Source organism: Sinomonas cyclohexanicum, assembly GCF_020886775.1.
GTDB classification, from domain to species: Bacteria; Actinomycetota; Actinomycetes; order Actinomycetales; family Micrococcaceae; genus Sinomonas; species Sinomonas cyclohexanicum.
Genome location: NZ_AP024525.1, coordinates 713,235 through 738,974, shown reverse-complemented (window position 1 = coordinate 738,974; position 25,740 = coordinate 713,235). Strand labels below are relative to the sequence as shown.

Genomic DNA, 25,740 nt, shown 5'->3' with positions numbered 1-25,740 from the left:
ACACGAAGGTTCGAAGAATCTTCGCGTCAGACGGGCGCGGGCGGGGGCGGGGCTCGCGACGCCGAAAACCAGCCGCGCTCCTGCACGAGGCCGCCGAGGCGGACGCGGCGCAGGCCCCCGCGCAAGTGAGAGCGTAGAATACACCCCATGCGCATGACAGCCTTCGAGGACGTGAGCCTGCGCGCCCTCATGCTGTTGGCCGCGAACGACACCGGCGAGCCGCTGCCCACACGGACCATCGCCGACGGCGTCGGAACCCCGTACAACCACGTGAGCAAGGCCGTGCTCAAGCTCCGGGAGCTCGGCTTCGTCGAGGCCACGCGCGGCCGCGCCGGAGGAGTCCAGCTCAGCGAGGCGGGCCGGAAGGCGACCGTCGGCGGCGTCCTGCGCGCCCTCGACACCCGCGAGGACCTCGCCGACTGCGAGACCCCGAACGGCGACTGCCCGCTCAACCACCAATGCGGCCTCCGCGGCGCCCTGCGCCGGGCGCGCGAGGCGTTCTACCGCGAGCTCGACGACGTGGTGGTCGCCACCCTGCCGAACGAGCGCCAGATGGGCCCCGTCCTTGTGACCATCGGGCTGCGGCCGCCCGCCGCCTGAGGCGACCCGGCGCCGTCGTGCGCACCGGCCCCCACATGACGCCGCGTGACGAGCGTCACCGCCTCTCGAATTGCCATTTTCTACGCTCCGTAGAACACTGGGACTAATTCAGCATTACAGATGCAGAATAATCGAAGTCCCCCGCCACGGGGGCCAGCCCCAGTTGAGGAGTCTCAATGCTCTCGGATACCGCGCGTCCCGTCATCGAAGCCACGCTGCCCGTCGTCGGCAGCCGTATCGGCGAGATCACGCCGATCTTCTACCAGAAGATGTTCGCCGCGCACCCTGAGCTCCTCAACGGCATCTTCTCCCGCGCCAATCAGGCCAACGGCCAGCAGCGCCAGGCCCTCGCCGGCGCGATCGCCGCATTCGCGAGCCACCTCGTGAACCACCCCGGCACCCTCCCGGAGGCGGTCCTGAGCCGAATCGCCCACAAGCACACGTCGCTCGGCATCACCGAGGACCAGTACCCGATCGTCTACAAGTACCTGTTCGAGGCCATCGCCGAGGACCTCGGCGAGGCCGTCACCCCCGAGGTCGCGCAGGCCTGGACCGAAGTGTACTGGCTCATGGCGGACGCCCTCATCAAGATCGAGAAGGGCCTCTACGCGAAGCAGGCCAATGACAAGATGTGGATGCCGTGGAAGATCGTCGAGAAGACCCCCGCAAGCCCCACCACCATGACGTTCGTGTTCGAGCCCGCCGATGACACTCCCGTGACCCCGGGCGAGCCGGGCCAGTTCGTCTCGGTCCGCATCCCGGTCGCAGACGGCCTTCTCCAGGCCCGCCAGTACACGCTCTCCGCGGACGCCGAGTCCACCGAGCGCCGCGTCATCACGACGAAGTTCAACGACGGCGGCGAGGTCTCGCCGATCATGCACGAGAAGTTCCAGGTGGGGGACGTCGTCGAGCTCTCCAACCCGTACGGCGACGTGACGCTGGACGACGGCGACGGCCCCCTCGTGCTCGCGACCGCCGGCATCGGCTGCACCCCGGCCGCCTCGATCCTGCGCACCCTGGCCAACAACGGGTCGGGCCGAGAGGTCCTCGCCCTCCACGCCGACCGCAGCCTCGACACGTGGGCCCTCTCCGAGCAGATGCTGGGCGACGTCGAGAAGATCGACGGCGCGAGCCTCAAGGTCTGGCTCGAGCAGCCGCAGTCCGAGCTCGCCGCCGTCGGCGCTGGGGCGAGGGGCGCGGAGACGCACGAGGGCTTCATGAACCTCGCCGACGTGGACCTCCCCGAGAACGCGAACGTCTACCTCTGCGGCCCCCTGCCCTTCATGCAGAAGGTCCGCTCGCAGGCCATCGCCAAGGGCATCCCCGCCACGAAGATCCACTACGAGGTCTTCGGCCCGGACCTCTGGCTCGCCTCGCAGAACTGAGGCCCTGCCCGCGCGGAGGCGCGGGCCCCGGACGCCGCAGGCGCCGCCGGTTGGAAGGCACTGGGCGGCGGCGCCGCGGACCGACCCGCTGAAGGTCAGCTCCTGGGAGCCACCTCCCGGGAGTCAATGTCAGGACGTTGACTCCCGGGAGGTGGCTCCCAGACGTTTCTGGAGGGGCGCGTCCGGGGCGGGGACGCGCCGTCGTGCGCCTGCGCCCCGACATCCACAGCGCCCTCTGCGCCCGCTCCGACGCACGACGGGGCGCGGGGGCTTACGCTGTGATCGTGGCCCTCGCGCGTGGTCGCCGCGGACGGCGTATCCGCGGGTGGCTCGGCAGGCACCGGGCACTCTCCTGGACCGCGTTCGTGGCGATCGCGGTCCTCGTGACTGCCGGCGTGTATACGCTCGCTGCCCGCCCGACGGTCGGCGAGACAGTCCAGGACGCCGGGATCTCGAAGATCAAGCACGTCGTGGTGATCATGCAGGAGAACCGCTCGTTCGACTCGTACTTCGGCACGTTCCCCGGAGCCGACGGGATCCCGATGAAGGGCGGCGTGCCCGCCGTGTGCGTCCCCGACCCCGCCAAGGGCACGTGCGTCGCGCCGTACTACGACCCCGCGGACAAGAACTCGGGCGGCCCGCACAGCGCGGCCAACGCGACGGCCGACATCGACGGCGGGAAGATGGACGGCTTCATCGCCCAGGCCGAGAACGCCTCGTCGAAGTGCGCACCGAACGAGCCCGCCTGCAACGGCGCCGCCGGGACCGACGTCATGGGCTACCACGACGCGCGGGACATCCCGAACTACTGGGCATACGCCCGGGACTACGTGCTCCAGGACCGCATGTTCGAGCCGAACGCCTCGTGGAGCCTGCCCGCGCACCTCTATATGGTCTCGGAGTGGTCGGCGAAGTGCAGCACGGCCGGGGATCCGGCGTCCTGCGTCAACGCGCTCCAGGGCCCCGCGCTCCCGCCGGACTTCGGCGCCGGGCTGAGGAACACCATCATCGGGCAGTGCCGGGCGGGGACGGCGACCTCCGCGTGCCAGAAGGCGCTCGCCGCGGCCGGGATCAGTCCAGACGTCGCAGCACAGCTGCACACGTTCATCCTGCAGCACTGCACCCCGACCGAGACCTATGCCGAGTGCCGCGCCGCGGTCGACAAGGCCCCGCTCCCCGAAGGGCTCAGGCAGAAGCTCCTGACCGTCGCGAAGACCATCGCGCCCCCGGACTACGCGTGGACCGACCTCACGTACCTGCTCTACAAGCAGAATGTCTCGTGGGGCTACTACGTGTTCAACGGGACCGAGCCGGACTGCCAGAACGACGCCGCGATGGCGTGCCCGCCCGTGAAGCAGGACGCGAAGACCCCCGGGATCTGGAATCCCCTCCCCTACTTCGACACTGTCAAGCAGGACGGCCAGCTGGGCAACATCCAGTCCCTCACGAGCTTCTACTCCGCGGCCAAGGACGGCACGCTGCCGGCGGTCAGCTGGATCGACCCGACGGACGCGGTGAGCGAGCACCCGCCGGCGCTCGTGAGCGCGGGACAGGCCTACGTGAGCGGGCTCGTCAACGCCGTCATGTCCGGCCCGGACTGGGGCAGCACCGCCATCTTTCTCTCCTGGGACGACTGGGGCGGCTTCTACGACCACGTGGCCCCGCCCACCGTGGACGCGAACGGGTACGGGCTGCGCGTGCCCGGGATCGTGATCAGCCCCTACGCGAAGAAGGGCTACATCGACCACCAGACGCTCAGCCACGACGCGTACGTGAAGTTCATCGAGGACGACTTCCTGCACGGGGCACGGATCGACCCCACCACGGACGGCCGCCCGGATCCCCGCCCCGACGTCCGCGAGAACGCGCCTCAGCTCGGCGACCTCGTCAACGACTTCGACTTCACCCAGCCGCCGTCGCGCCCGGTGATCTTGCCGAACGCGACGACGTACTGACTCTCACCCGCCGGGCGAACGATCAGTTGGACGCGGTGAAGAACTTGCCGCGGAACTGCGGCTGCTCGAGCTCGTCGAGCGCGGCCACGGCGTAGTCCTGGGAGGAGATCGTCTCGCCCGGGGCCGGGACGCCGACGGCGGTGACGTACTTGCCGGTCCGCTGCCCCGGGGCGATCACGGCCGCCGGCGCCTGGACGGTGAGGTCAGCGTCGGCGTCGCGGAGCGCCTCGTAGGCGACGTAGACGGCGTCGGACTCGCCCTTGTACTGGGCGGGGAACCCCTCGGTGTCCTTGATCGGCGTGCCCTCGGGGGTCTTGAGCCCGCCGAAGCCGCCCACCATGTACAGACGGGCCTTCGTGGGGATCTTCGAGATCGCGCGGTGCGCGTCGATGTACGGCTCGCGCGAGCCGCCGGTGCGGTCCGGCGACGTCGCGAGCACCACGGCGTCGTTCGCGTCCGCGATCTCACGGTACGTCTCCGCGTCGGCGAGCTCTGCCGCGCGCACGACGGCGGCGCCCTCCACCGGGGCCCCCTTGCGGCTGATGGCGGTCACCTCGTGGCCGCGGCGGGCTGCCTCGGCGACGATCTGGCTCCCGACCATTCCGGTGGCTCCGTACACGGCGATCTTCATGAGGGCTCCTAAAAGTTGAAGTAACAACTTGGTCACTCACGTCAACCGCGCTCGAGCACTCCCTATTCCGCCCCGCCGTCGTGAGGGGTCACATCCCCGGCGAGGGGTCACATCCTGGGGCGACCGGCCAATGCCCGCGCTGTGACTTCTGTGAAGTGACCCCTCAACTGGGAAGTGACCCCTCAGCGGGTCAGAAGACGCGTCGCCAGTTGGCCTTGGCCAGGTCGAGCACCTCGTCGCCGCGTCCCGAGAGGACGGTCCGCAGGGCGTAGAGCGTGAATCCGCCCGCCTGCTGGGCCGTGATCGTGGGCGGCATCGCGAGCTCCTCGCGCATCGTGGCCACGTCCACGAGCGCGGGCCCGTCGTGCGCGAGCGCCTCCTTGAGCCCGACCTCGAGCTCCGAGGAGTCGTTCACCCTCACGCCCTTGATTCCCATCGCCTCGGCCACCGCCGCGAAGTTGGGGTTGTCCAGCCCCGTGCCGAAGTTCACGAACCCCACAGACTTCATCTCGAGCTCGATGAAGTTGAGGGAGGCGTTGTTGAAGACCACGAGCTTGACCGGCAGGCGGTTCTGCACGATCGTCAGGAGTTCCCCCAGGAGCATCGAGAGGCCGCCGTCGCCGGCGAGCGCCACGACCTGCCGGCCGGGGAACGCGGCCTGGGCGCCCATCGCGTGCGGCAGGGCGTTCGCCATGGATCCGTGCGTGAACGAGCCGACCAGCCGCCGTCGGCCGTTCATCGTCAGGTAACGGGCCGCCCAGATCACGGGCGTGCCCACGTCCGCAGTGAAGACGGCATCCTCGGCGGCCAGCCGGTCCAGGGTACGGGTGACGAACTGGGGGTGGAGCGGCTGGCCCTTCTTCGTGGGGTTCGCGAGGTCATCGAGCTTGGACCGCGTCTTGGCATAGTGCTTGAGCGAGGACTCAAGGTGGGTGCGGCGCTTCTTGCGCGGCACGAGCGGCAGGAGCGCGGCGGCGGTCTCGCGAACGTCGCCGACGAGGCCGAGGTCCAGTGGCACGCGCCGGCCAAGCTGCTCCCCGCGGAGATCCACCTGGATCACCCTGGCCCTGGACGGGTAGAACTGCTGGTACGGAAAGTCGGTGCCGAGCATGAGGAGTGCGTCGCAGTCCTCCATGGCCCGGTAGCCGGACGAGAACCCGAGGAGGCCCGTCATGCCGACGTCGAACGGGTTGTCGTACTCGATGAACTCCTTGCCCCGCATGGCGTGGACGATGGGCGCTGCGAGCGCGTCCGCGAGCGCCACGACCTCGTCGTGCGCGCCCTCGACGCCGGCACCGGCCAGGATCGTGACCTTGCCGGCGGCGTCGAGGATCTCGGCGGCCTCGCGGAGCTCGGCGTCGCTGGGCACCACCCGCGGACGCGTCTTGCGCACCACGGTCACGCGGTCCGAATTCATGGCGGTGAGGCCCACGTCGCCGGAGAGCACCACGACCGCGACCCCGCGCTTCTCGACGGCCGTCCGCATCGCGATCTCGAGGATGCGCGGCATCTGCGCGGGGTCGGTGACCTGCTCGGCGTAGACGCTGCACTCGCGGAAGACCTCCTGCGGATGGGTCTCCTGGAAGTAGTTCGAGCCGATCTCGGTGCTGGGGATGTGTGCCGCGATGGCCAGGACGGGTACCCGCGACCGGTTGGCGTCGTAGAGGCCGTTGATGAGGTGCAGGTTGCCGGGGCCAGCGGAGCCCGCGCAGACGGCGATCTCCCCGGTGAGCGCCGCCTCCGCCGCGGCGGCGAACGCCCCTGCCTCCTCGTGCCGCACGTGGACCCACTCGATGCTGGGGGTCTCGCGGAGGGCGTCGGTGAAGCCGTTGAGGGAGTCGCCCGGGAGCCCGTAGACGCGGCGGACGCCGTTGGCTGCGAGGGTAGCGACGATGTTCTGCGCGATGGTCGTCATGGGCCCCAACCTAGTCCCGCGACTGCAGGTTCTGGTACAGCCGGGAATATCTCGTTGGCCACAGCGTTGAACTTGAGCGTAAGCCGCTCAACTTTGAGTGACCCGACTCCTTTGGAGGACAACGAATGCCTCTGTTCTTCGGCCCGGCCGCGGGCAACGGCTCCTTCGACGAGTTCCTCGCCCGCTATCTGCAGGGCCAGGGCGCTCGCCAGCCCGGCCGCCCCATCGACATGACCCGGCTCGTGAGCCGCGGGACGCAGACCGTCCTCAACGCCGCCGGACGCTTCGCGAGGGAGCACGGCCACCGCGAGGTCGACGCCCTGCACCTGCTCCGCGCCCTCACGCACACCGAGTCGATCTCCGGCATGATCGAACGCGCCGGGGCCGACCCCGCCGAGATCGTCGCCGCGTCCGAGGACCGGATGCCCGGCACCGTGGACCGCTCCCCCGACGACGCCATGCCCTCCCTCACCACGAGCGCCCAGCACGCGTTCCTCGATGCGTACAAGGTCGCTCGCTCGGTCGGGTCCACCTACATCGACCCCGAGCACCTCTTCGTCGCCCTCGTGCTCAACTCCGATGCGGCCGCGGGCCAGATCCTCGCCGCCGCCGGCGTGACCCCGCAATCCCTCCAGGACGGCGAGTCCGCGCGCCCCGACAACGGCGCGGACCCAGCGGACGCTGCGCACGACGGCGCCTCGTCGCCCCACGCTGCGGACCGCCCCCTGCGCGCCACCGCGGCGCAGAAGCGCCGGAAGAAGGACTCGATGCTGGAGCAGTTCGGCACCGACCTCACCGCGCTCGCACGCGAGGGCAGGCTCGACCCGGTGATCGGCCGTGAGTCCGAGATCGAGCAGGCCGTCGAGATCCTGGCCCGCCGCACCAAGAACAACCCCGTGCTCATCGGCGAGGCCGGCGTGGGCAAGACCGCGATCGTCGAAGGCCTCGCGCAGGCCATCGCCGAGGGCAAGGTGCCCGCGCAGATCGCCGGCAAGACCGTGGTCTCCCTCGACATGCCCGCCATGCTGGCCGGCACGCGCTACCGCGGCGACTTCGAGGAGCGGCTCACCAAGACCATGGACGAGATCGCCCAGGATGGGAATGTGATCGCGTTCGTGGACGAGATCCACACAATTGTTGGCGCCGGTGGCGGCGGGGAGGGCGGCGGCATGGACGCCGGGAACATCCTCAAGCCGCGCCTGGCCCGCGGAGAGCTGCACCTCATCGGGGCGACCACGCTCAACGAGTACCGCAAGATCGAGAAGGACCCGGCCCTCGAGCGCCGCTTCCAGCCGGTCACGGTCGGCGAGCCCGGCGTCGAGGACGCCGTCAGGATCCTGGACGGACTCAAGTCCCGCTACGAGGAGCACCACGGCGTCACGTACTCCGAGGACGCGATCCGCGCGGCGGTCGAGCTCTCGCACCGCTACATCACCGACCGGTACCTGCCGGACAAGGCGATCGACCTCATCGACCAGGCCGGCGCCCGGCTGAGTCTGGCCCGCGGCCCGCGCGTGGACATCGAAGCGCTGCGCGCTGAGCTTGAGGCGCAGCGCGCCGAGCTGACCGAGCAGAAGGAGGTCGCGATCGAGCAGGAGCGGTACGAGGACGCCTCGCGCCTGCGCGATCAGATCGAGGCCCTCACAGCGAGGATCGAGGCCGAGGCTTCCGGCACCCCGCTCCCCAACGGGACCAGCGCCGACGGCGACGCCGCGACCGAGACCCACGCAGACGCCGTCGTGAGCACTGTTGTCCGCGAGGCGGACATCGCCGCCGTGGTGGCCCGCGCCACCGGCATCCCGGCGGCGCGCCTCACCGAGGGCGAGCGCGAGCGGCTCGCACGCCTCGAGGACGAGCTCCACGAGCGCGTGATCGGGCAGGAGGACGCGGTCTCCGCGATCGCGAAGTCCGTGCGGCGCAACCGCACGGGTCTCGGCGCTGCCGGGCGCCCCGTGGGCAGCTTCCTGTTCCTCGGCCCGACGGGCGTGGGCAAGACCGAGCTCGCGAAGGCCCTCGCGGCGTCGCTGTTCGGCGACGAGTCCGCGATGGTGCGCTTCGACATGAGCGAGTTCGGCGAGCGCCATACGGTCTCACGCCTTGTCGGTGCCCCTCCGGGGTACGTCGGCTACTCGGAGGCCGGACAGCTGACCGAGCGTGTGCGCAGGCACCCGTACTCCGTGGTGCTGCTCGACGAGGTCGAGAAGGCGCACCCGGACGTGTTCAACCTGCTGCTGCAGGTGCTCGACGACGGGCGGCTCACCGACGGCCAGGGGCACACCGTGGACTTCCGCAACACCGTGGTGATCATGACGTCCAACCTCGGGTCCGAGTTCCTCGCGACGCGGGGGGCCTCGCTCGGCTTCGCGGCCGGCGGCGCCGAGGGCGGGCCCTCGGATACCGAGCTGCGGGCCCGGATCATGGGCCGGCTGCGCGAGACGATGCGGCCCGAGTTCCTGAACCGCATCGACGAGATCGTGCTGTTCCGCAAGCTCACCCGTGGGCAGCTGCATGAGATCGTGCGGCTGCAGCTGCGCGGGACCGAGGCGCGGCTCGCGGCGCAGGGCATCGCGCTGGCCGTGGACGATGCCGCCGTGGACTGGATCGCCGAGCGCGGCTACGAGCCCGAGTTCGGCGCGCGCCCGCTGCGCCGGGTGATCCAGCGCGAGCTCGAGGACCGCATCGCGGACCTGCTCGTCTCGGGCGCGGCCGCCGCGGGCGGCCGGGTCGCGGTGACGGCAGACGGCGCCGCGGACGACGGCGGTCAGCTCACCGTCCGCGCGGAGGAACCCGCCGCAGCGACCGCGTAACACGGGGTCGCCTCCGGAGGCCCCATCTGAAGGTCACGTCCTGAAGGTCTTTGTTCTGACTTTGCCTTCCGGGACGTGACCTTCAGGCGTCGCCTCTGGAAGTCGGCTTCCGGGAGGCACGTTCTGAGGTCACATCCTGGGGGTCAGCTCCCGCCCGTCAGACCCACTGGAGATGCGCTCCGGAAGATGACTCTCAGACGGAGGGGCGATCAGGCCGGGTCCACGCGGCCCCTGCCTCCGTCGACCCGCACACGCTGGCCGTCGCGCAGCACAGCAGTGCCATTCCCGGTCGCCATGACGGCCGGTACGCCGTACTCACGCGCGACGATCGCCGCGTGTGACCCCAGCCCGCCCGTGTCCACGACGACCGCGGCCGAGCGCGCGAACAGCGGCGTCCACGACGGGTTCGTGTTCGGGCACACGAGCACCTCCCCCGCCCGCAGCGACGCGAAGCCCTCGGGCCCCATCACGACCCTGACCGGCCCGGCAGCCACTCCGCCGCTCGCGGGGGTGCCCGTGAGGAGCGCACCCGCCGCATCGGTCCGGCCGCGATGCTGGGCGAACAGCCCGGGATCGAGCATCGGAACGCGGGCGTACTCGCGGCGCAGGCGTGCCCGGCGTTCGGCGAGGCCGCGCATCCGGGAGGCGTCGCCGTCGTCCATCATTGCCGGATCGGACAGGCCGCGCAGCTCCTCGACGCGGAGGTGGAACACGTCCTCGGGCGCGCCGAGGGCCCCCGCCCCCGTGAGGCGGCGGCCCAGCTCGAGGAACGTGGCGCGCAGCGGCGGCATGAGCCGCGTGAGGTGGAAGTGGGTGTCCTCGCGGAACGCCAGCCCGCGGCGGCAGGCCTCGACGACCGCGCGCGCCGCCGCCGAGGCCCGGCGAGAACGCAGCAGCAGCGGATGGCCCAGGAGCTCCGCGAGGGCCTCGGCGGAGCGGTCCTGCGGCCTCGCGGCCGGCGGGGCCTCCGCGAGGGACTGCAGGAGCGCCGCGACCGGGGTGGGATCATCACGCCACGTGGGCGCGGTCGCAATGACGACGCTCACCGACTCGCGATGACCATACTCCGCAAGGTACGCGTCGAGGCGCGCGGCGAACGCGCCGAACTCGGGCCGGGTCCTGACGGCGGCGAGGAACCCCGCGGCGTCGAGCTCGCGGGCGGCGCGGGCCAGCTCGGGGTCCGCGCGGACGACGGCGGCGAGCACCTCGAGCGCGTCGTTCCCGTCCCGCGTCCGCGTCCTCCCGCCGGCCACGAGAGGGGACGCGAGCCGGCCGAGGCCGAGCACAACGAGCAGGAGCCGCAGCGGCCCGAACGGGACGAACGAGCCGGGCAGGTACCTCACGCGGACCAGGGCGAGCGGGACCATGGCCGCGATGCAGCGCTCCATGCGGCGCACGAGGTCCGGCCAGGGCAGGTCGGCGGGATCCTCTGCGTCCAGCGCGGCGACGGCCGACTCGAACTCCCGGAAGATGGGGTCCTCGGTCCAGCGGCGGGTGTCGAACGCGCGGGCGCGGCGGGCCACGGATAGCGGTGCGCCGAGCGTGAGCAGGCTGGGCCGCGGCCGTGGCGGGACGAGCTGGAGGGCCACGCCGTCCCGCTCCCGGAGCAGGTGGGGCAGCGGCGGGAAACGGACGCCCACGCTTCCGGCCATGAGGTCGAGCATGTGCACGACGCCGGGCCCGAGCCACCCCGTGACGTCCAGCGGGTACGGTCGCTGGGTGAACATCTCGAGGAAGAACGGGCCGACCGCGCGCTGGATGAAGTCCAGCTCGGGCGGCTCGGGCGGCAGGGCAGTCATGGGGCGCGCCTGGACCAGGCTGATGCGGCCGTCCGCGAGCGCCCATTCGATGTCCTGAGGTCGCTCCTCGCCCGCGAGCCTGCTGAAGTGCCGCTCGGTCCTGGCCGCGAGGTCCGCGAGCTGCCCGGCCTCGGCGTCGGGCAGGACCCGGGGCGCGCCGTCGTGCTGGAGTGCCACGGACCGCACCGTGCCGTCCCGGGCGAGGACGAGATGCTCCGGCGTGACCTCTCCGGAGACGACGGCCTCGCCGAGTCCGGGCGCCGCATCCACGACGAGCTCGCCGCGGCGGCCCGTCAGCGGATTGGCCGTGAAGACGACACCGGCCGCCTCCGCCGGGACCATCCGTTGGACGACGACGGCGATCGCGACCTCGCGCGCGTCGATCCCCTGCCGCTCGCGGTAGTCGACGGCGCGGTCGGTCCACAGGGAGGCCCAGCAGCGCCGGACGGCGTCCAGCACGGCCTCCGTCCCGGAGACGTCCAGGAAGGTGTCCTGCTGCCCGGCGAACGCCGCACCGGGGAGGTCCTCGGCGGTCGCGCTCGACCGGACCGCCACGGGAGCGCCCGCCGGGCCGAGCTCGATCAGCGCCGCCGCGATGGCGTGCCGTGTTGCGGGGTCGAGGGGAGTGCCCGCCAGAAGTCGCCTCGCGCCCGCGGGATCCGAGGCGGCCCGCCCCGGGTCGAGGCCCGCGTGCCCCGCGTGGGCGCGGTAGGCCGCCGTCGTCACCACGAAGCCCGGCGGGACCGGGAGGCCTGCCGCGAGGAGTTCGCCGAGGTTCGCGCCCTTGCCGCCCGCCGCGGGCAGGTCCGTGGCCCGCACCGAGGCGAGCGCAAGGACCAGCGGCGGGCCGGGACGCTCCCGGGCCGCGGCCCGGGGTTCGGGTGCAGCGGGAGGTGGGGCCGCGCCGTCGTGCATGAGCCAAACCTACCGCCGCCCCGCCGTCTGGGGTCAGCTCCTGAAGGTCAGCTCCTGAAGGTCAGCTCCTGAAGGTCATGTTCTGGGAGGCACGTCAGGCGGCCGCCACCATGAAAAGTGGGAGGGCCGCCCCGTGTGCAGCGGGGCAGCCCTCCCGAAATGCCGGCGCCGTCTAAACCGCCGGAATCTGTGGACGCGTCAGGACAGGCGCGCCTTGAGGCCGTCGAGCTCGGCCGTGATGCTCTTCGGCAGCGAGCCGCCGAACCGGTCGAACCACTCGGTGAGGCCCGGGAGCTCCTTGAGCCACTCGTCGCGATCGAAGTGCGTGGCCTCCTCGACCTGCGCCTCCGTCATGTCCAGGCCCTTGAGGTCCAGGCTGGACGGGGTGGGCACAAAGCCGATCGGGGTCTCGACGGCGTCCGCGGTGCCCTCGATGCGCTCGATGGCCCACTTGAGGACGCGCGAGTTGTCGCCGAAGCCCGGCCACGCGAACCCGCCGTCCTTGGTGCGGCGGAACCAGTTCACGAGGAAGATCTTCGGCAGGCGGGCCGGGTTGGCCTTGCCCGAGACCTTGACCCAGTGGCCGAGGTAGTCGCCGGCGTCGTAGCCGATGAACGGCAGCATCGCCATCGGGTCGCGGCGGACGACGCCGACCGCGCCGGCAGCCGCCGCCGTGGTCTCCGAGGAGAGCGTGGCGCCCATGAAGATGCCGTTGGCCCAGCTGCGGGCCTCGGTCACGAGCGGGATCGTGGTCTTGCGGCGGCCGCCGAACAGGATCGCGTTGATCTCGACGCCCTCCGGCGCGAAGTACTCGTTCGCGAGCATGTCGATCTGGTCGATCGGCGTGCAGAAACGGGAGTTCGGGTGGGCGGCGGGGCGTCCGCCGGCGGCGGACGAGAGCTCGGGCGTCCAGTCGTTGCCGCGCCAGTCGGTGAGGTGGGCGGGGACCTCGTCGGTCATGCCCTCCCACCACACGCCGCCGTCGTCCGTGAGGGCCACGTTGGTGAAGATGCTGTTGCCCTTGGCGATGGCGCGCATCGCGTTCGGGTTGGTGCCCCAGCCGGTGCCGGGCGCGACGCCGAACAGGCCGGCCTCGGGGTTGACCGCGCGGAGCTCGCCCTCCTTGCCAAAGCGCATCCAGGTGATGTCGTCGCCGAGCGTCTCGACCTTCCAGCCCTCGATCGTGGGATCGAGGAGCGCGAGGTTGGTCTTGCCGCAGGCCGACGGGAACGCGGCGGAGATGTGGTAAGCCTTTCCAGCCGGGCTGGTCAGCTTCAGGATGAGCATGTGCTCGGCGAGCCAGCCCTCGTCCCGCGCCATGACGGAGGCGATGCGCAGGGCGTAGCACTTCTTGCCGAGGAGGGCGTTGCCGCCGTAGCCCGAGCCGTAGGACCAGATGGAGCGCTCCTCCGGGAAGTGGACGATCCACTTCTCCGGGTTGCACGGCCACGGCACGTCCTCCTGGCCCTCCTCGAGGGGGGCGCCGACGGAGTGGAGAGCGGGGACGAAGAACGCGCGCGTCTCCTCGATCTTCTCCAGGACGGCCGTGCCGATGCGGGCCATGATGCGCATCGAGGCGACGACGTAGGCCGAGTCGGTGATCTCGACGCCGAACTTCGGATCCTCCGCGTCGAGGTGGCCCATGACGAACGGGATGACGTACATGGTGCGGCCGCGCATGGCGCCGTCGAAGAGGCCGTTGAGCTTCTCCTTCATGGCGTCCGGGTCCATCCAGTTGTTGGTGAAGCCGGCGTCGCGCTCGTTCTTCGAGCAGATGAAGGTCTGCTCCTCGACGCGGGCCACGTCCGCGGGGTCGGAGAATGCGGCGAAGGAGTTCGGGAAGAGCTCCGGGTTGAGGCGCGTGAGGGTGCCGGCGGCGACGAGCTCATCGGTCAGCTGGCGGTACTCCGCCTCGGAGCCGTCGACCCAGTGGATCTGGTCGGGCTTGGTCAGCTCGGCGACTTCCTCGACCCAGGAGAGCAGCGGCTCGTACGTGGTGGGTGCTTCCGCGAGCAGCGGCAGACGAGTATCGCCCATGGTGGTCTCCTTCGTGGGGGTCGGCATGTCATCCCATGGTAGGGAAGGTGGTCTGTACCACCGGCAGTGTTACCCGCCGATTTGAGAGGGAAGCTTCCGGAATTCCCATGATCCCGGGGGCGGCGCGCGAGATCCCGAACGTTTAAGTGAGCAAGGTCACATAGACCGGTCTAGGTAACATGAACCGCGAGCGACGTGGGCATGGACACACTGGATCGATTTGGCGTTGTCGATCTGTTCGCGTAAAGTTATTCGAGGCCGAACGGGGCGGAGACAAACCGAAGCGGCCGGTATGCGCCCATAGCTCAGCTGGATAGAGCGTCTGTCTACGGAACAGAAGGCCGGGGGTTCGAATCCCTCTGGGCGCACCGACACGAAGGACCCGGTCATCCGACCGGGTCCTTCTGCATTCCCCGCTCGTTTCCGGTACGCGAACTCCGCCCCTGGGGCGTCTCGGGAACGCGAGATCGCGCCCCACGGCGACTCGGGTACGCACGACGGCGGGTGCCCGGCCCGCCCGGGGCGGGCCACCGGCGTCGTGCGTGCCGAGACGCAACGCCCGGGCCCCGCCCCGTACGCGAGACGGCGTCCGAACGGATGATCTGTACCCGACACACTGCAGGCGCGAAGTACGCGTACCCGAGACCCTGCAGGCGCGAAGTAGGCGCACCCGAGACCCTGCAGGCGCGAAGTACGCGTACCCGAAAGCGCTCAGCGGCGAAGTACGCGTACCCGAGACGGGCTAGTCCTGGTGGTGCTCGGCGATGCGCTCTCGGATGCCGTCGAAGTGGCGGTTGAGGCGCTCCGCGGCGAGCGGGGCGTCCCCGGCCACGACGGCCTCGTAGATGCCGCGGTGGACCGCGGCGGTGTCAGTGAGGTCCTGACGCAGCGGGCCCACCTCGAGGTGGATCTTGCGGTAGACCTTCCAGAACACGCCCATGAGGTTCATGAGGAGGGCGTTGTCGAGGGGCTCGAAGAGCAGGCGGTGGAACTCGGCGTCGGCCTCGGGGAAAGCTTCGCCGCGGGCGGCCGACTCCTCCATGGCAACGACTGCGGCCTCGATCCGGCTGTGGTGCTCGGGCTTCATGGCCGCCATGGAGCTGCCGATCAGCCCGGACTCGAGGGCCTGGCGCACGTCGACGAGCTCGAGGGCCTCATGCCCGTGATGGCGCAGGGACAGCCGGCCGCGGAAGGTGAGGCCGTCGGCGAGGGCGTCGAAGTTGCTGGGCGCGACGAACATCCCGAACCCGTGGCGGATCTCGATCACGCCGAGCGCCTGGAGCACCTTGAGGGACTCCCGCAGGGTGTTGCGGCCCACGCCGAGCGTGGCGGCAAGCTCGTTCTCCGTGGGGAGCGAGTCCCCCGCCTCGAGCCCTCGCTCGAGGATGAGCTCCATGATGTCCGCCTGAAGTGCGCGCAGGCGCGTCTGGGCGCTGAATCGGGCCGCGGGTGCGGCGCTGCTCGTGGCCATGCGGCTTCTCCCGTAATCTCAAAGAACCTTCACGAAGGGCGAGCGCGGAACCTGTGGCCCAGCTCACCCCTGCTCTCGATGATATCGGATGTCCCACCTCCGCGCGAGAGCCCGCGCAATCCGGCGACACGAAGCCCTCCAGCTCTCCTTGACGACCCGTGTGACCACCCTTACAGTTGATCCATGACTTCGGACATCCCACATCCGATATTGGGATGTCCGGAAGCCCCCCAGGCATCCGACACGAACGGTGAGGCACAATGAAGAACCCCATCACCACCATGCCGCTGGTCAGCGACGCCAGCCGCCGCTCCTTCCTCAAATTGAGCGGCGTGCTCGGCACTGCGGCGGCCATCACGGCCTCCGTCGCGGCGTGCTCGCCGGCAAGCCAGCCCTCGAGCAGCGGCTCCGCCTCCGGCGGCGCGGTGGATCCCACCAAGGAGCTCGTCGCGGGCATCTCGTTCGCGCTCTCCACCGGCTTCGACCCGGGCACCGCCTCCGGCGCCACCCCACGGCCAACAACCACATCTTCGAAGGCCTCGTGGACCTCCACCCGGCCACGCGCAAGCCGTACCTTGCCCTCGCCGCCTCGGATCCGAAGAAGATCAGCGACACCTCCTGGGAGGTCGAGCTCAAGCAGGGCGCCACCTTCCACGACGGCACCCCGGTCACCGTGGACGACGTCGTGTGGTCGTTCAAGCGCATCCTCGACCCGTCCCTCAAGTCCCTCTTCGCGGGCTTCCTCCCCTTCGTGGCCGACGTGGCCAAGAAGGACGACAAGACGGTCTCGTTCACGCTCAAGACGCCGTTCGCGGGCTTCGCCCAGCGCATCGCCGTGGTCAAGGTGGTCCCCAAGGCCCTCACCGACACCCCGGACAAGCAGAAGGCATTCGACGCCAAGCCCGTCGGCACCGGGCCCTACCAGTTCGTCTCGGCCGCCGCGAACGACAAGATCGTGTTCAAGAAGTTCGACGGCTACAAGGGCCAGTACCCCGCCCGCTCGAACACCATGACGTGGCTGCTCATCTCGGACGGCACGGCCCGCGTCAACTCGATCCCCTCGCGCACGCAGGCCATCGAGGACGTCCCCTACCTCGACGTCGACTCGCTCAAGAGCCGCGTCACCGTCCAGGCCGTGCAGTCCTTCGGCCAGCTCTTCCTCATGTTCAACTGCGCCAAGGCCCCGTTCTCGGACAAGCGCGTCCGCCAGGCCCTCCACTATGCGCTGGACACGGAGAGCATCATCAAGAAGGCGCTCCTCGGCAACGCCAGGGCCGCGTCCTCCTACTTCCAGGAGGGCCACCCGGACTACACGAAGGCCAAGACCCAGTACGACTACAACGTCGACAAGGCCAAGAGCCTCCTCGCCGATGCCGGCGCCTCCAACCTCTCGCTGCGCGTGACCTCGACCCAGAACTCCTGGATCGACCCGATCATGCCGCTCATCAAGGAGAACTGGGACGCGATCGGCGTCAAGACCACCCTGGACATCGTCCCGTCCGCGACGGTCTACAGCAGCCAGCGTGCCGACGGCGGCGACTACGACGTGGTCTGCGCCTCGGGTGACCCGAGCGTGTTCGGGAACGACGGCGACCTGCTCCTGAGCTGGTTCTACCGCCCCGGCACGTGGATGCACACCCGCGCCCGCTGGGACACCACGCCCGAGTTCGCGCAGATCCAGCCGCTCCTGGACCAGGCCGCCCAGGCGGAGGCCGACAAGGCCAAGAGCCTGCACGGCCAGGTGATCGACATCCTCGCCGAGCAGGCGCCGCTGTACCCGATCTTCCACCGCCAGCTGCCCACCGCCTGGGACGACAAGCAGCTCGACGGCTTCCAGCCGCTGCCCACCACTGGCGTGTCGTTCATCGGCGTCGGCCACAAGTAGCCGCACCGAGGCCGGGCGGACGACGGCGGGTTCCCCACCGCCGTCGTCCGCCCGCCGCAGACAGATCTGGAGCTTTGAAACCGTGAGTACCCTGATGCGACTGCTGGGCCGGCGCCTCGCCGCCCTGCCGTTCATGCTGCTGGGAGTCACCATCCTGGTGTTCCTCGTCCTGCAGGTCGCCCCCGGCGACCGCGCCACCTTCGTCCTCGGACCCGATGCCAGCGAGGCGGCCAAGGCCGCGTGGCGCCACGACCATGGCCTCGACCAGCCGCTGATCGTGCAGTTCTTCGCCTACCTCGGCAGCCTGGTCACCCTCAACTTCGGCATGACGAACCCGCCGGAGGAGCCGGTGGGCTCCAAGATCGCCTCCGCCTTCCCCATCACGCTGGAGCTGACGTTCCTCGGCGTGCTCATCGCGGTGGTCCTCGCCCTCGTCCTCGGCATCCTCGGCGCGCTGTACCGCGACAAGTGGCCGGACCAGCTCATCCGCGTCTTCTCGATCGCCGCGATCGCCACCCCGTCGTTCTGGCTCGGGATCCTCCTCATCCAGTGGTTCGCGCTGCCGCCCGGCTCCCTGTTCCCAGTGGGCGGCCTCGCCTGGGCGGACCAGTACGGGTTCACCGGCTGGCTCTACTCGATGGCGCTGCCGTCCCTGGCGCTCGGCCTGCCCGTGGCCGCATCCCTCATCCGCGTGGTGCGCACGTCCATGGTCGAGGAGCTCGACAAGGACTACGTCCGCACCGCCGTGGGCAACGGCGTCCCCTACCGCACGGTCGTGGCGAAGAACGTCCTGCGCAACGCGCTCGTCACCCCGGTCACCGTCCTCGGCCTGCGCATCGGCTACCTCCTCGGCGGCGCGATCGTCATCGAGGCGATCTTCGACCTCAAGGGCATGGGCCAGCTCATCATCAGCGGCCTCTCCGGCAAGGACACCAATCTCGTGGCCGGCGGCGTCATCACGATCGCCGCGACGTTCGTCCTCGTGAACATCATCGTGGACCTCCTGTACCTGCTCATCAACCCGCGCATCCGGACGGTCTGACATGTCACCAGCACCCCGCCCAGCCGCCACGCTCGCTCCCCGCGCCGGCCTCGCGAGCCGCCTCGCCGACCAGGGCGCCCGCTTCAGGGCTATGCCCCTGGGCTCCAAGATCTCTCTCGCGTTCCTCGCGCTCATCGTCCTCGTGGCCATCTTCGGCCCCATGCTCGCCCCGTACGGCGAGAACGAGTCCTTCATCCCCAACACCGCACCGAACGCCGAGCACCTCTTCGGCACCGACCTCGGCGGCCGCGACGTCTTCACCCGCCTGCTCTACGGCGCACGGATCTCGATCATCATCGGCCTCGGTGCCGTGACGCTCGCCGTGATCATCGGCGCCATCCTCGGCGCGGTCGCCGCGACGAGCCGCAAGTCTGCCGACGAGACCGTGATGCGCATCCTGGACGTCGTGATGGCGTTCCCCGGCATCGCGCTCGCCGCGGCACTCATGTTCGCACTCTCCGCCGGCTCGCTGAACGCATTCGGCTCGACCGTGCCCGTGCTGATCCTCTCGATCGCCATCGTGTACTCGCCACAGCTGGCCCGCGTGGTCCGCGCCAACGTCCTGTCCCAGTACGGCGAGGACTACGTCCGGGCGGAGAAGGTCATCGGCGCCGGCCGGTTCCACATCCTGCGCAAGCACATCGTGCGCAACACCGCCGCCCCGGTCCTCGTGTTCGCCACGGTCATGGTCGCGGACGCGATCATCCTCGAGGCGTCCCTGTCCTTCCTCGGCGCGGGCGTGCAGCAGCCGGCCGCCTCGTGGGGCAACGTCATGAGCGACGGCCGCCAGCTGGTCTTCTCCGGCGGCTGGTGGCCCACCACGTTCGGCGGCATCACGATCCTCCTCACCGTCCTCGCCCTGAACATCCTCGCGGAGGGCCTCACCGACGCGATGGTGAACCCGCGCCTGCGCAGGGCCCCGAAGGTGAAGGACGACGACGGCTCCGCGGCTACCGTCGCCGGCGCGGCGATCGCCGAAACGACCGACGCCGACCTCGCCTCAGATGCCTCCGCAGTAGGCGAGCTGCCTCCGGCGGCGATCGCCGCCGTCGCCCGCCTCGACGAGAATCCGTTCGCACTGCTGGACATCGAGCTCGCCAAGCTGGCAGAGATCGAGGCCGGGCGCACGGACCGTCTCCCCCAGGTGGGTCCGGAGGCCAAGGCCGTCCTCGAGGTGGAGGACCTCTCGATCCGCTTCCCGAACCGCTACGGCGACATCCCCCTCGTGGACGGCGTCTCGTTCACGGTCCGCGAGGGCGAGACCATGGCGCTGGTCGGCGAGTCCGGCTGCGGCAAGTCGATCACCTCGCTCGCGGTCATGGGACTGCAGGCCCCGGCCGCGGAGCTCTCCGGCTCCATCCGGTTCGAGGGCAAGGAACTGCTCACCAACAACCCGAAGGAGCGCACCAGGCGCTACGAGGGCCTGCGCGGCGAGCAGATCGCGATGATCTACCAGGACTCTCTGAGCGCGCTCAACCCGTCCATGCTCATCAAGGACCAGATGGAGCAGCTCACCCGGCGCCACGGCCGCAAGAGCCCGCGCGAGCTGCTCGAGCTCGTCAAGCTCGACCCGGACCGAACGCTGCGCTCCTACCCGCACGAGCTCTCCGGCGGCCAGCGGCAGCGCGTCGTCATTGCGATGGCACTCTCCCGCTCACCCAAGATCGTGGTCGCCGACGAGCCCACGACGGCGCTCGACGTCACCGTGCAGAAGCAGGTCATCGACCTCCTGAACGAGCTGCGGGACCAGCTGGGCTTCGCGATGGTGTTCGTCAGCCACGACCTCGCGCTCGTGGCAGAGCTCGCCCACCGTGTCACGGTCATGTACGCCGGCCAGGTCGTCGAGACCGCCCGCACCTCGGACCTGCTGCGCAACCCGCGGCACGAGTACACGCGCGGCCTCCTCGGCTCCGTGCTCTCGATCGAGGCGGACGCCCCGCGCCTGCACCAGATCAAGGGCACCGTCCCGTCGCCGCGGGACTTCGCCCCGGGAGACCGGTTCGCCGAGCGCTCCCTGCGGCCGGACGCCGACCCGAACCAGCGCCTCCGATTCGTGCCCGTCGAGGGCGAGCCGGAGCACTACTGGGCCAGCCATGAGAAGACCGCGAGCCGCGACGGCGACCTCGTCAAGGAAGGTGTGCAGTGACTGCGAATCCCGGAGCCGGCAACGCTCCCGTCCTCGAGCTGAGGGACCTCAAGGTCTATCACCGCGCGCGGGGCGGGGCGCTGTTCCGCCCGAACATCGTCAAGGCGGTGGACGGCGTGGACTTCACCGTGAGCCGCGGCGAGACGGTCGGGATCGTGGGCGAGTCCGGCTCGGGCAAGTCCACGCTCGCCAACGTCCTAGTGGGCCTCCAGGAGCCCACCGACGGGACGCTCCTGTTCCAGGGCAGGCCGGTCAAGCGGCTCGACGGTCGCCTGCGCAAGGAGTTCGGCCGGACCGTCTCCGTGGTGTTCCAGGACCCGGCCACCGCGCTCAACCCGCGCATGACCATCCAGGACATCCTCCTCGATCCGCTCATCGTCCACGGGATCGGCACCGAGTCCTCCCGCCGGGCCCGCGTGCAGGAGCTGCTCGCCGTGGTTGGCCTGCCGCAGTCCGCGGCGGAGGTCACGCCGTCGAACGTCTCGGGCGGCCAGCGGCAGCGTGTCGCGATCGCCCGGGCCCTCGCCCTCGAGCCCGAGATCATCATCGCGGACGAGCCCACGAGCGCCCTCGACGTCTCCGTGCGCGCCCAGGTACTCAACCTGCTCAACGACCTCAAGCAGCAGCTCGGTCTCGGCATGGTGTTCATCAGCCACGACATCCAGACCGTCCGGTACGTCTCGGACCGCATCTGCGTGGTCTTCAAGGGCAGGATCGTCGAGGAGGGCACCGCCGCGCAGGTCTTCGACTCCCCCACCAACGACTACACGCGCAAGCTCCTCGGCGCCGCGCCGAGCCTGCTGCACGTCTGACGCCAGCTTCCCACCCGGCCGTCCCACCCGCCCGCCAGCTTCCCACCCACCCGCCCTCTTCCAGACCCACCCGCCCTCTTCCAGACCCACCCGCCCTACCCTTGGAGAATTCTGTGTCCGCCACCTTCCACGGCGTCATCCCGCCCGTCGTCACCCCCCGCCACGCCGACGGCACGATCGACGTCGACTCCCTCAAGAACGTCACGAAGCACCTCGTGGACGGCGGCGTGACCGGCCTGTTCGTGCTCGGCTCCTCCGGCGAGGTCCCGTACATGACCAACGCCGAGCGCGAGCTCGCCGTCCGCACGATCGCCGAGGCCAACGCGGGCGCCGTTCCCCTCGTGGTGGGCGCGAACGAGCAGACCACCAACCGGGTCATCGACGAGGCCAAGAAGATGGTGGACCTCGGCGCGGACGCCCTCGTGATCACGTCCATGTACTACGCGATCGGCAACGCCGCGGAGACCGAGGCCCACTTCCGCGCGATCCACGAGGCCGTCGCGACCCCGGTCTTCGCCTACGACGTCCCCGTCCGCACGCACTTCAAGCTCCCCACCGACGTGCTCGTGCGCCTCGCGAAGGACGGCGTGATCGCGGGCGTCAAGGACTCCTCCGGCGACGACGTCTCGTTCCGCCAGCTCCTCCTCGCCACGAAGGACGTGCCGGGCTTCTCCGTCTTCACCGGCCACGAGGTCGTCGTGGACGGAGCGCTCCTGGGCGGCGCGGCCGGCGTCGTGCCCGGCCTCGGCAACGTGGACCCGGCCGGCTACCGCAAGCTCTACGACATGGCCAAGGCCGGCGACTGGGCCGGCGCCGCGGCCGAGCAAGACCGCCTCGCGCGCGTCTTCGACATCGTCTACGCCCCGGGAAACAGGGTCTCCGGCGGTGCCGCGGGCCTCGGCGCGTTCAAGACCGCGCTTCAGCTCATGGGCATCATCGAGTCCAATACGATGAGCACCCCGATGGAGTCCCTCAACGAGGCCGAGGCGGAGACGATCCGCGCCATCCTCGTCGAGACCGGCCTCCTCTGACTCACCACCACACCCACCCGCTCACCACCCACCCTGAGGAGGACAACGGCGTGAGGCACGCAATCGGCGTCGACCTCGGCGGCACCAAGACCGCCGGGGGCCTCGTCTCCGAGGACGGCGAGGTGCTGTTCACGGAAACGATCCCCACGCTCTCGCGGCAGGGCGGCGAGGCGATCCTCAACGCGACGGCCGAGCTGGTCCTCCGCGTGCGGCGCCGCGCCGCCGTGGAGGGGCTCGGGGTCGCCGGGATCGGGGTCGGCTCGGCCGGGGTCGTCGACGCCGCGCACGGACGGGTCGTCTCCGCGACGGACGCGATCCGCGGCTGGGCTGGTACGGACGTCGCGGGCGGGCTGGCCGGGCGCACGGGGCTGCACACAGCCGTCGTCAACGACGTCCACGCCCACGCACTCGGCGAGGCATGGCTGGGAGCCGCCGCGGCGACGTCGTCCTCGCTGCTCGTCGCGTTCGGCACCGGCGTGGGCGGCAGCTTCGTCGTCGGCGGTCGCCCGCTGCTGGGCCACCGCTGGGTGGGCGGCCACGTGGGGCACGTCGCCTCACCCTTCGCGCACGACGCCGCGGGCTCGCCGCTGCCGTGCGTGTGCGGCTCCGCGGGGCACGTCGAGGCGATTGCCTCCGGCCCCGGGCTGCACTCCGAATACCTCCGGCGCGGCGGCGATCCCGCCGCGCCGGATACCAGGGCCGTGTTCGCGCGTGCCGCGGGCGGCGAGGGCAGCACGGGTGACTCGTCCGTTCGCGGCGAGTCCGCCGGCGACCCAGTCGCCATCGCCGCCATCGACGTGGCCGCCCGCGCCGCCGGACAGGCCGCGGGCGGGCTCGCGAACATCCTCGACCCCGAGGTCATCGTGGTCTCCGGCGGGCTCGCTGACGCCGGCCCGCTGTGGTGGGACGCGATGGAGGCCGCGTTCCGGGCCGAGCTCATGCCCCCGCTCGCCGCGCTCCCGCTCGTGCGGGCCACGCTCGGCGGGACCGCCGCCCTCGTCGGAGCCGCCCGGCTCGTGTTCTCGCCCGAGATCCTCACGCATTCCTAGCCGCTCGCTCCCGCGGGCCATCGCCGCCACGAAAGGTCTCCATCCCGTGATCCTCACCCCAGACGCCCTCGAGGCCCTGCGCGGCCAGCTCATCGTCTCGTGCCAGGCATACCCCGGAGAGCCCCTGCGCGAGCCCCACATCACGGGGCAGATGGCGGCGTCGGTGGTGTACGGCGGGGCCGCGGCCGTGCGAGTGCAGGGTGTCGCGGATGTGCAGTTCACGCGGACCGCCGTGGAGGTGCCCGTGATCGGCCTGTGGAAGGACGGGCACGACGGCGTCTTCATCACCCCCACCCTGCGCCACGCCCTCGCCGTCGCGGCGGCCGGGGCGCACGTCGTGGCGATCGACGGCACACGGCGCGAGCGGCCGGACGGCCTTTCGCTCGCCGAGACGGTCGCCGGGATCCACGCCGGGTCCCACGCGCTGGTCATGGCGGACTGCGGATCCCTCGACGACGCGCGCGCCGCCGCCGACGCCGGAGCCGACCTCATCGGGACCACCCTCGCCGGGTACACCGGCGAGCGGCCCAAGACCGACGGTCCCGACCTCGAGCTCATCGCGGACGTGGCCGCCGCCGGCCTCGGCCGCCCGCTCATCGCCGAGGGCCGCATCCACGCCCCCGCCCAGGCGCGCGCGGCGCTCGACGCCGGCGCGTTCGCCGTGGTGGTCGGCACCGCCATCACCCACCCGACCACCATCACGACGTGGTTCCGGGAAGCCCTCGCCTGAAAGCGCCCTCGCCTGAAAGGTTGAGGGGTCACTTCCCGGTTGAGGGGTCACTTCCCCCCGCGGCCCCCCAGGGCCCGCGCCGTACCCCCGCGCTCCCGTAGCATGCTGGGGTGGACACGGAGTATGACGTCATAGTGGTCGGCGGCGGCGCAGCCGGCGAGAACGCCGCGGACCGCGCGGTCAAGGGTGGCCTCACCGCCGCCATCGTGGAGAAGGGCCTGCTCGGCGGCGCGTGCTCCTACTGGGCTTGCGAGCCCTCCAAGGCCCTCCTTCGCCCGGGCACGGCGCTGCACGCGGCCCGACGCGTCCCCGGCGCACGCGAGGCCGTCACCGGAACACTCGACATCCCGGCGGTCCTGGCCCACCGGGACGACGCCTCGAGCCACTGGGACGACGCCGGCCAGGTCGAGTGGGCGCAGCAAGCCGGCATCGCCCTCGTCCGCGGCACCGCCAGGCTCACGGGGGCCAAGCGCCTCTGGGTGACCGACGACGCCGGCAACCACTTCACGCTCACGGCGAGGCACGCCGTCGTGCTCGCCACGGGTTCGGTCCCGTCGCTGCCCAAGATCCCAGGCCTGCCCAACGTCCCGGTCTGGACCACCGCGGACGCGACGAGCGCCCGGGAGGTGCCGGAGAGCCTCGTGGTGATCGGCGCTGGCGTGGCGGGCGCCGAGCTGGCGCAGGCGTTCGCGCGCCTCGGCGCGAAGGTCACCGTGCTCGCGCGCGGCTCGTTCCTCAGCGCGTTCCCCGAGGACGCCCGCAATCTCGTCGCGGACGGGCTGCGCGCGGACGGCGTCGAGATCCTCGAGGGCGTCACCCCCGAACTCGCGGAGGAGACGGACGACGGCGCCGTGCGGCTCACGCTCCAGGGCGACCGCACGCTCCAGGCGGCACGGGTGCTCGTCGCCACGGGGCGCCGCCCGGCCCTGGACGGCCTTGGGCTGCCGGCGTTCGGCATCGAGCCGCACGCCCTGCGGGTGGACGAGGCCGGACGCGTGCAGGGGCTCTCGTGGCTGTACGCGGTGGGCGACTGCTCCGGCGGGCCGAAGCTCACGCACCAGGGCAAAGTACCAGGCCCGCATCACCGGGGACGCGATCGTGGCCGCGGCCCGGGGCGAGCTCGAGCGGTCCCCGGCGCCGTGGAGCCGCCACGCCCGGACCGCCGACGTGCTCGCCGTGCCGCACGTCGTCTTCACGGACCCCGAGCTCGCCTCGGTGGGCCTGACCGAGGAGGACGCGTGGGAGGCCGGCATCCGGGTGCGGGCCGTCGAGCTGCCCATCTCCGTGGCGGGCGCGTGGCAGCACGCCGAGGACTACGAAGGCTGGGCCCAGTTCCTCGTCGACGAGGACGCCCGCACGCTCATCGGAGCGTGCTTCGCGGGCCCGGACGTGGCGGAGCTCCTGCACTCGGCGACGATAGCGGTCGTGGGCGAGGTGCCGCTCGAGCGACTCTGGCACGCGACGCCGTCGTTCCCGACGCTCAGCGAAGTGTGGTTGCGGTTCCTCGAGGCGTACGGCCTCTGACGGGCC

16 protein-coding genes, 1 tRNA gene and 2 pseudogenes are annotated in these 25,740 nt (G+C 70.9%); 14 read left to right on the top strand and 5 right to left on the bottom strand.

What is annotated here, in order from left to right:
• Nucleotides 1-147: 147 nt before the first annotated feature.
• The 3 genes from SCMU_RS03585 (at nucleotide 148) to SCMU_RS03575 (ending at nucleotide 3,940) form a co-directional block, all read left to right on the top strand.
• Nucleotides 148-600, top strand: coding sequence for an RrF2 family transcriptional regulator (locus SCMU_RS03585; protein ID WP_229231638.1), 453 nt, complete (start codon nucleotides 148-150; stop codon nucleotides 598-600).
• Between the two features lie 176 nt (nucleotides 601-776).
• Nucleotides 777-1,985: a globin domain-containing protein gene (locus tag SCMU_RS03580; RefSeq protein WP_229231636.1), complete on the top strand. Its 1,209-nt coding sequence runs from the start codon at nucleotides 777-779 to the stop codon at nucleotides 1,983-1,985.
• A 284-nt stretch (nucleotides 1,986-2,269) separates the two neighbouring features.
• Entirely contained in the window at nucleotides 2,270-3,940 is a 1,671-nt protein-coding gene (locus SCMU_RS03575) for an alkaline phosphatase family protein (protein WP_229231635.1), read from the top strand.
• A 22-nt stretch (nucleotides 3,941-3,962) separates the two neighbouring features.
• On the opposite strand, the gene SCMU_RS03570 is transcribed toward SCMU_RS03575, so the two are convergent.
• Entirely contained in the window at nucleotides 3,963-4,571 is a 609-nt protein-coding gene (locus tag SCMU_RS03570) for an NAD(P)-dependent oxidoreductase (protein ID WP_229231633.1), read from the bottom strand.
• 190 nt (nucleotides 4,572-4,761) lie between these two features.
• Nucleotides 4,762-6,486 (bottom strand): ubiquinone-dependent pyruvate dehydrogenase, encoded by a 1,725-nt coding sequence (gene poxB / locus SCMU_RS03565; RefSeq protein WP_229231632.1) that lies wholly within the window; start codon nucleotides 6,484-6,486, stop codon nucleotides 4,762-4,764.
• Nucleotides 6,487-6,611: 125 nt separating this feature from the next.
• On the opposite strand from poxB, the gene SCMU_RS03560 reads away from it, so the two are divergent.
• Nucleotides 6,612-9,293 (top strand): ATP-dependent Clp protease ATP-binding subunit, encoded by a 2,682-nt coding sequence (locus SCMU_RS03560; RefSeq protein ID WP_371829630.1) that lies wholly within the window; start codon nucleotides 6,612-6,614, stop codon nucleotides 9,291-9,293.
• A 209-nt stretch (nucleotides 9,294-9,502) separates the two neighbouring features.
• Here SCMU_RS03560 and SCMU_RS03555 read toward each other — a convergent pair whose 3' ends face one another.
• Both SCMU_RS03555 and SCMU_RS03550 read right to left on the bottom strand, forming a co-directional pair.
• Nucleotides 9,503-12,007, bottom strand: coding sequence for a PEP/pyruvate-binding domain-containing protein (locus SCMU_RS03555; protein WP_229231631.1), 2,505 nt, complete (start codon nucleotides 12,005-12,007; stop codon nucleotides 9,503-9,505).
• A 198-nt stretch (nucleotides 12,008-12,205) separates the two neighbouring features.
• Nucleotides 12,206-14,044: a phosphoenolpyruvate carboxykinase (GTP) gene (locus tag SCMU_RS03550; RefSeq protein WP_229231630.1), complete on the bottom strand. Its 1,839-nt coding sequence runs from the start codon at nucleotides 14,042-14,044 to the stop codon at nucleotides 12,206-12,208.
• A 294-nt stretch (nucleotides 14,045-14,338) separates the two neighbouring features.
• Here SCMU_RS03550 and SCMU_RS03545 point away from each other — a divergent pair.
• A tRNA-Arg gene (locus SCMU_RS03545) sits at nucleotides 14,339-14,412 on the top strand.
• Between the two features lie 374 nt (nucleotides 14,413-14,786).
• Here SCMU_RS03545 and SCMU_RS03540 read toward each other — a convergent pair.
• Nucleotides 14,787-15,515: a FadR/GntR family transcriptional regulator gene (locus tag SCMU_RS03540; protein ID WP_229231629.1), complete on the bottom strand. Its 729-nt coding sequence runs from the start codon at nucleotides 15,513-15,515 to the stop codon at nucleotides 14,787-14,789.
• Between the two features lie 260 nt (nucleotides 15,516-15,775).
• Here SCMU_RS03540 and SCMU_RS20930 point away from each other — a divergent pair.
• The 9 genes and pseudogenes from SCMU_RS20930 to SCMU_RS21125 all read left to right on the top strand — a co-directional run.
• Nucleotides 15,776-15,871: pseudogene (locus tag SCMU_RS20930) on the top strand (twin-arginine translocation signal domain-containing protein); the annotation flags it as partial.
• A gap of 185 nt (nucleotides 15,872-16,056) precedes the next feature.
• Nucleotides 16,057-17,400 (top strand): ABC transporter substrate-binding protein, encoded by a 1,344-nt coding sequence (locus tag SCMU_RS03535; protein ID WP_229231628.1) that lies wholly within the window; start codon nucleotides 16,057-16,059, stop codon nucleotides 17,398-17,400.
• Nucleotides 17,401-17,482: 82 nt separating this feature from the next.
• A complete protein-coding gene (locus tag SCMU_RS03530) occupies nucleotides 17,483-18,442 on the top strand; it encodes an ABC transporter permease (protein ID WP_229231627.1) in 960 nt (319 codons plus the stop codon).
• A gap of 1 nt (nucleotide 18,443) precedes the next feature.
• Nucleotides 18,444-20,588, top strand: coding sequence for a dipeptide/oligopeptide/nickel ABC transporter permease/ATP-binding protein (locus SCMU_RS03525; protein ID WP_229231626.1), 2,145 nt, complete (start codon nucleotides 18,444-18,446; stop codon nucleotides 20,586-20,588).
• The gene (locus SCMU_RS03520; protein ID WP_229231625.1) at nucleotides 20,585-21,400 is read left to right on the top strand and encodes an ATP-binding cassette domain-containing protein; all 816 of its coding nucleotides are present in this window, start codon (nucleotides 20,585-20,587) and stop codon (nucleotides 21,398-21,400) included. The genes SCMU_RS03525 and SCMU_RS03520 overlap by 4 nt, the downstream gene beginning before the upstream one ends.
• A 113-nt stretch (nucleotides 21,401-21,513) precedes the next feature.
• On the top strand, nucleotides 21,514-22,431 hold the full coding sequence (locus SCMU_RS03515; protein ID WP_229231624.1) for a dihydrodipicolinate synthase family protein: 918 nt from the start codon (nucleotides 21,514-21,516) through the stop codon (nucleotides 22,429-22,431).
• Between the two features lie 50 nt (nucleotides 22,432-22,481).
• A complete protein-coding gene (locus SCMU_RS03510; RefSeq protein ID WP_229231623.1) occupies nucleotides 22,482-23,480 on the top strand; it encodes an ROK family protein in 999 nt (332 codons plus the stop codon).
• A gap of 46 nt (nucleotides 23,481-23,526) precedes the next feature.
• Entirely contained in the window at nucleotides 23,527-24,210 is a 684-nt protein-coding gene (locus tag SCMU_RS03505) for an N-acetylmannosamine-6-phosphate 2-epimerase (RefSeq protein WP_229231622.1), read from the top strand.
• Between the two features lie 110 nt (nucleotides 24,211-24,320).
• Nucleotides 24,321-25,734 (top strand): annotated as a pseudogene (locus SCMU_RS21125) (dihydrolipoyl dehydrogenase family protein).
• Nucleotides 25,735-25,740: the final 6 nt, after the last annotated feature.

Coding starts and splice junctions, on each gene's coding strand:
- SCMU_RS03585 (WP_229231638.1), top strand. CDS start 148: ATGCGCATGACAGCCTTCGAGGACGTGAGCCTGCGCGCCCTCATGCTG.
- SCMU_RS03560 (WP_371829630.1), top strand. CDS start 6,612: ATGCCTCTGTTCTTCGGCCCGGCCGCGGGCAACGGCTCCTTCGACGAG.
- SCMU_RS03580 (WP_229231636.1), top strand. CDS start 777: ATGCTCTCGGATACCGCGCGTCCCGTCATCGAAGCCACGCTGCCCGTC.
- poxB (WP_229231632.1), bottom strand. CDS start 6,486: ATGACGACCATCGCGCAGAACATCGTCGCTACCCTCGCAGCCAACGGC.
- SCMU_RS03555 (WP_229231631.1), bottom strand. CDS start 12,007: ATGCACGACGGCGCGGCCCCACCTCCCGCTGCACCCGAACCCCGGGCC.
- SCMU_RS03540 (WP_229231629.1), bottom strand. CDS start 15,515: ATGGCCACGAGCAGCGCCGCACCCGCGGCCCGATTCAGCGCCCAGACG.
- SCMU_RS03525 (WP_229231626.1), top strand. CDS start 18,444: ATGTCACCAGCACCCCGCCCAGCCGCCACGCTCGCTCCCCGCGCCGGC.
- SCMU_RS03570 (WP_229231633.1), bottom strand. CDS start 4,571: ATGAAGATCGCCGTGTACGGAGCCACCGGAATGGTCGGGAGCCAGATC.
- SCMU_RS03550 (WP_229231630.1), bottom strand. CDS start 14,044: ATGGGCGATACTCGTCTGCCGCTGCTCGCGGAAGCACCCACCACGTAC.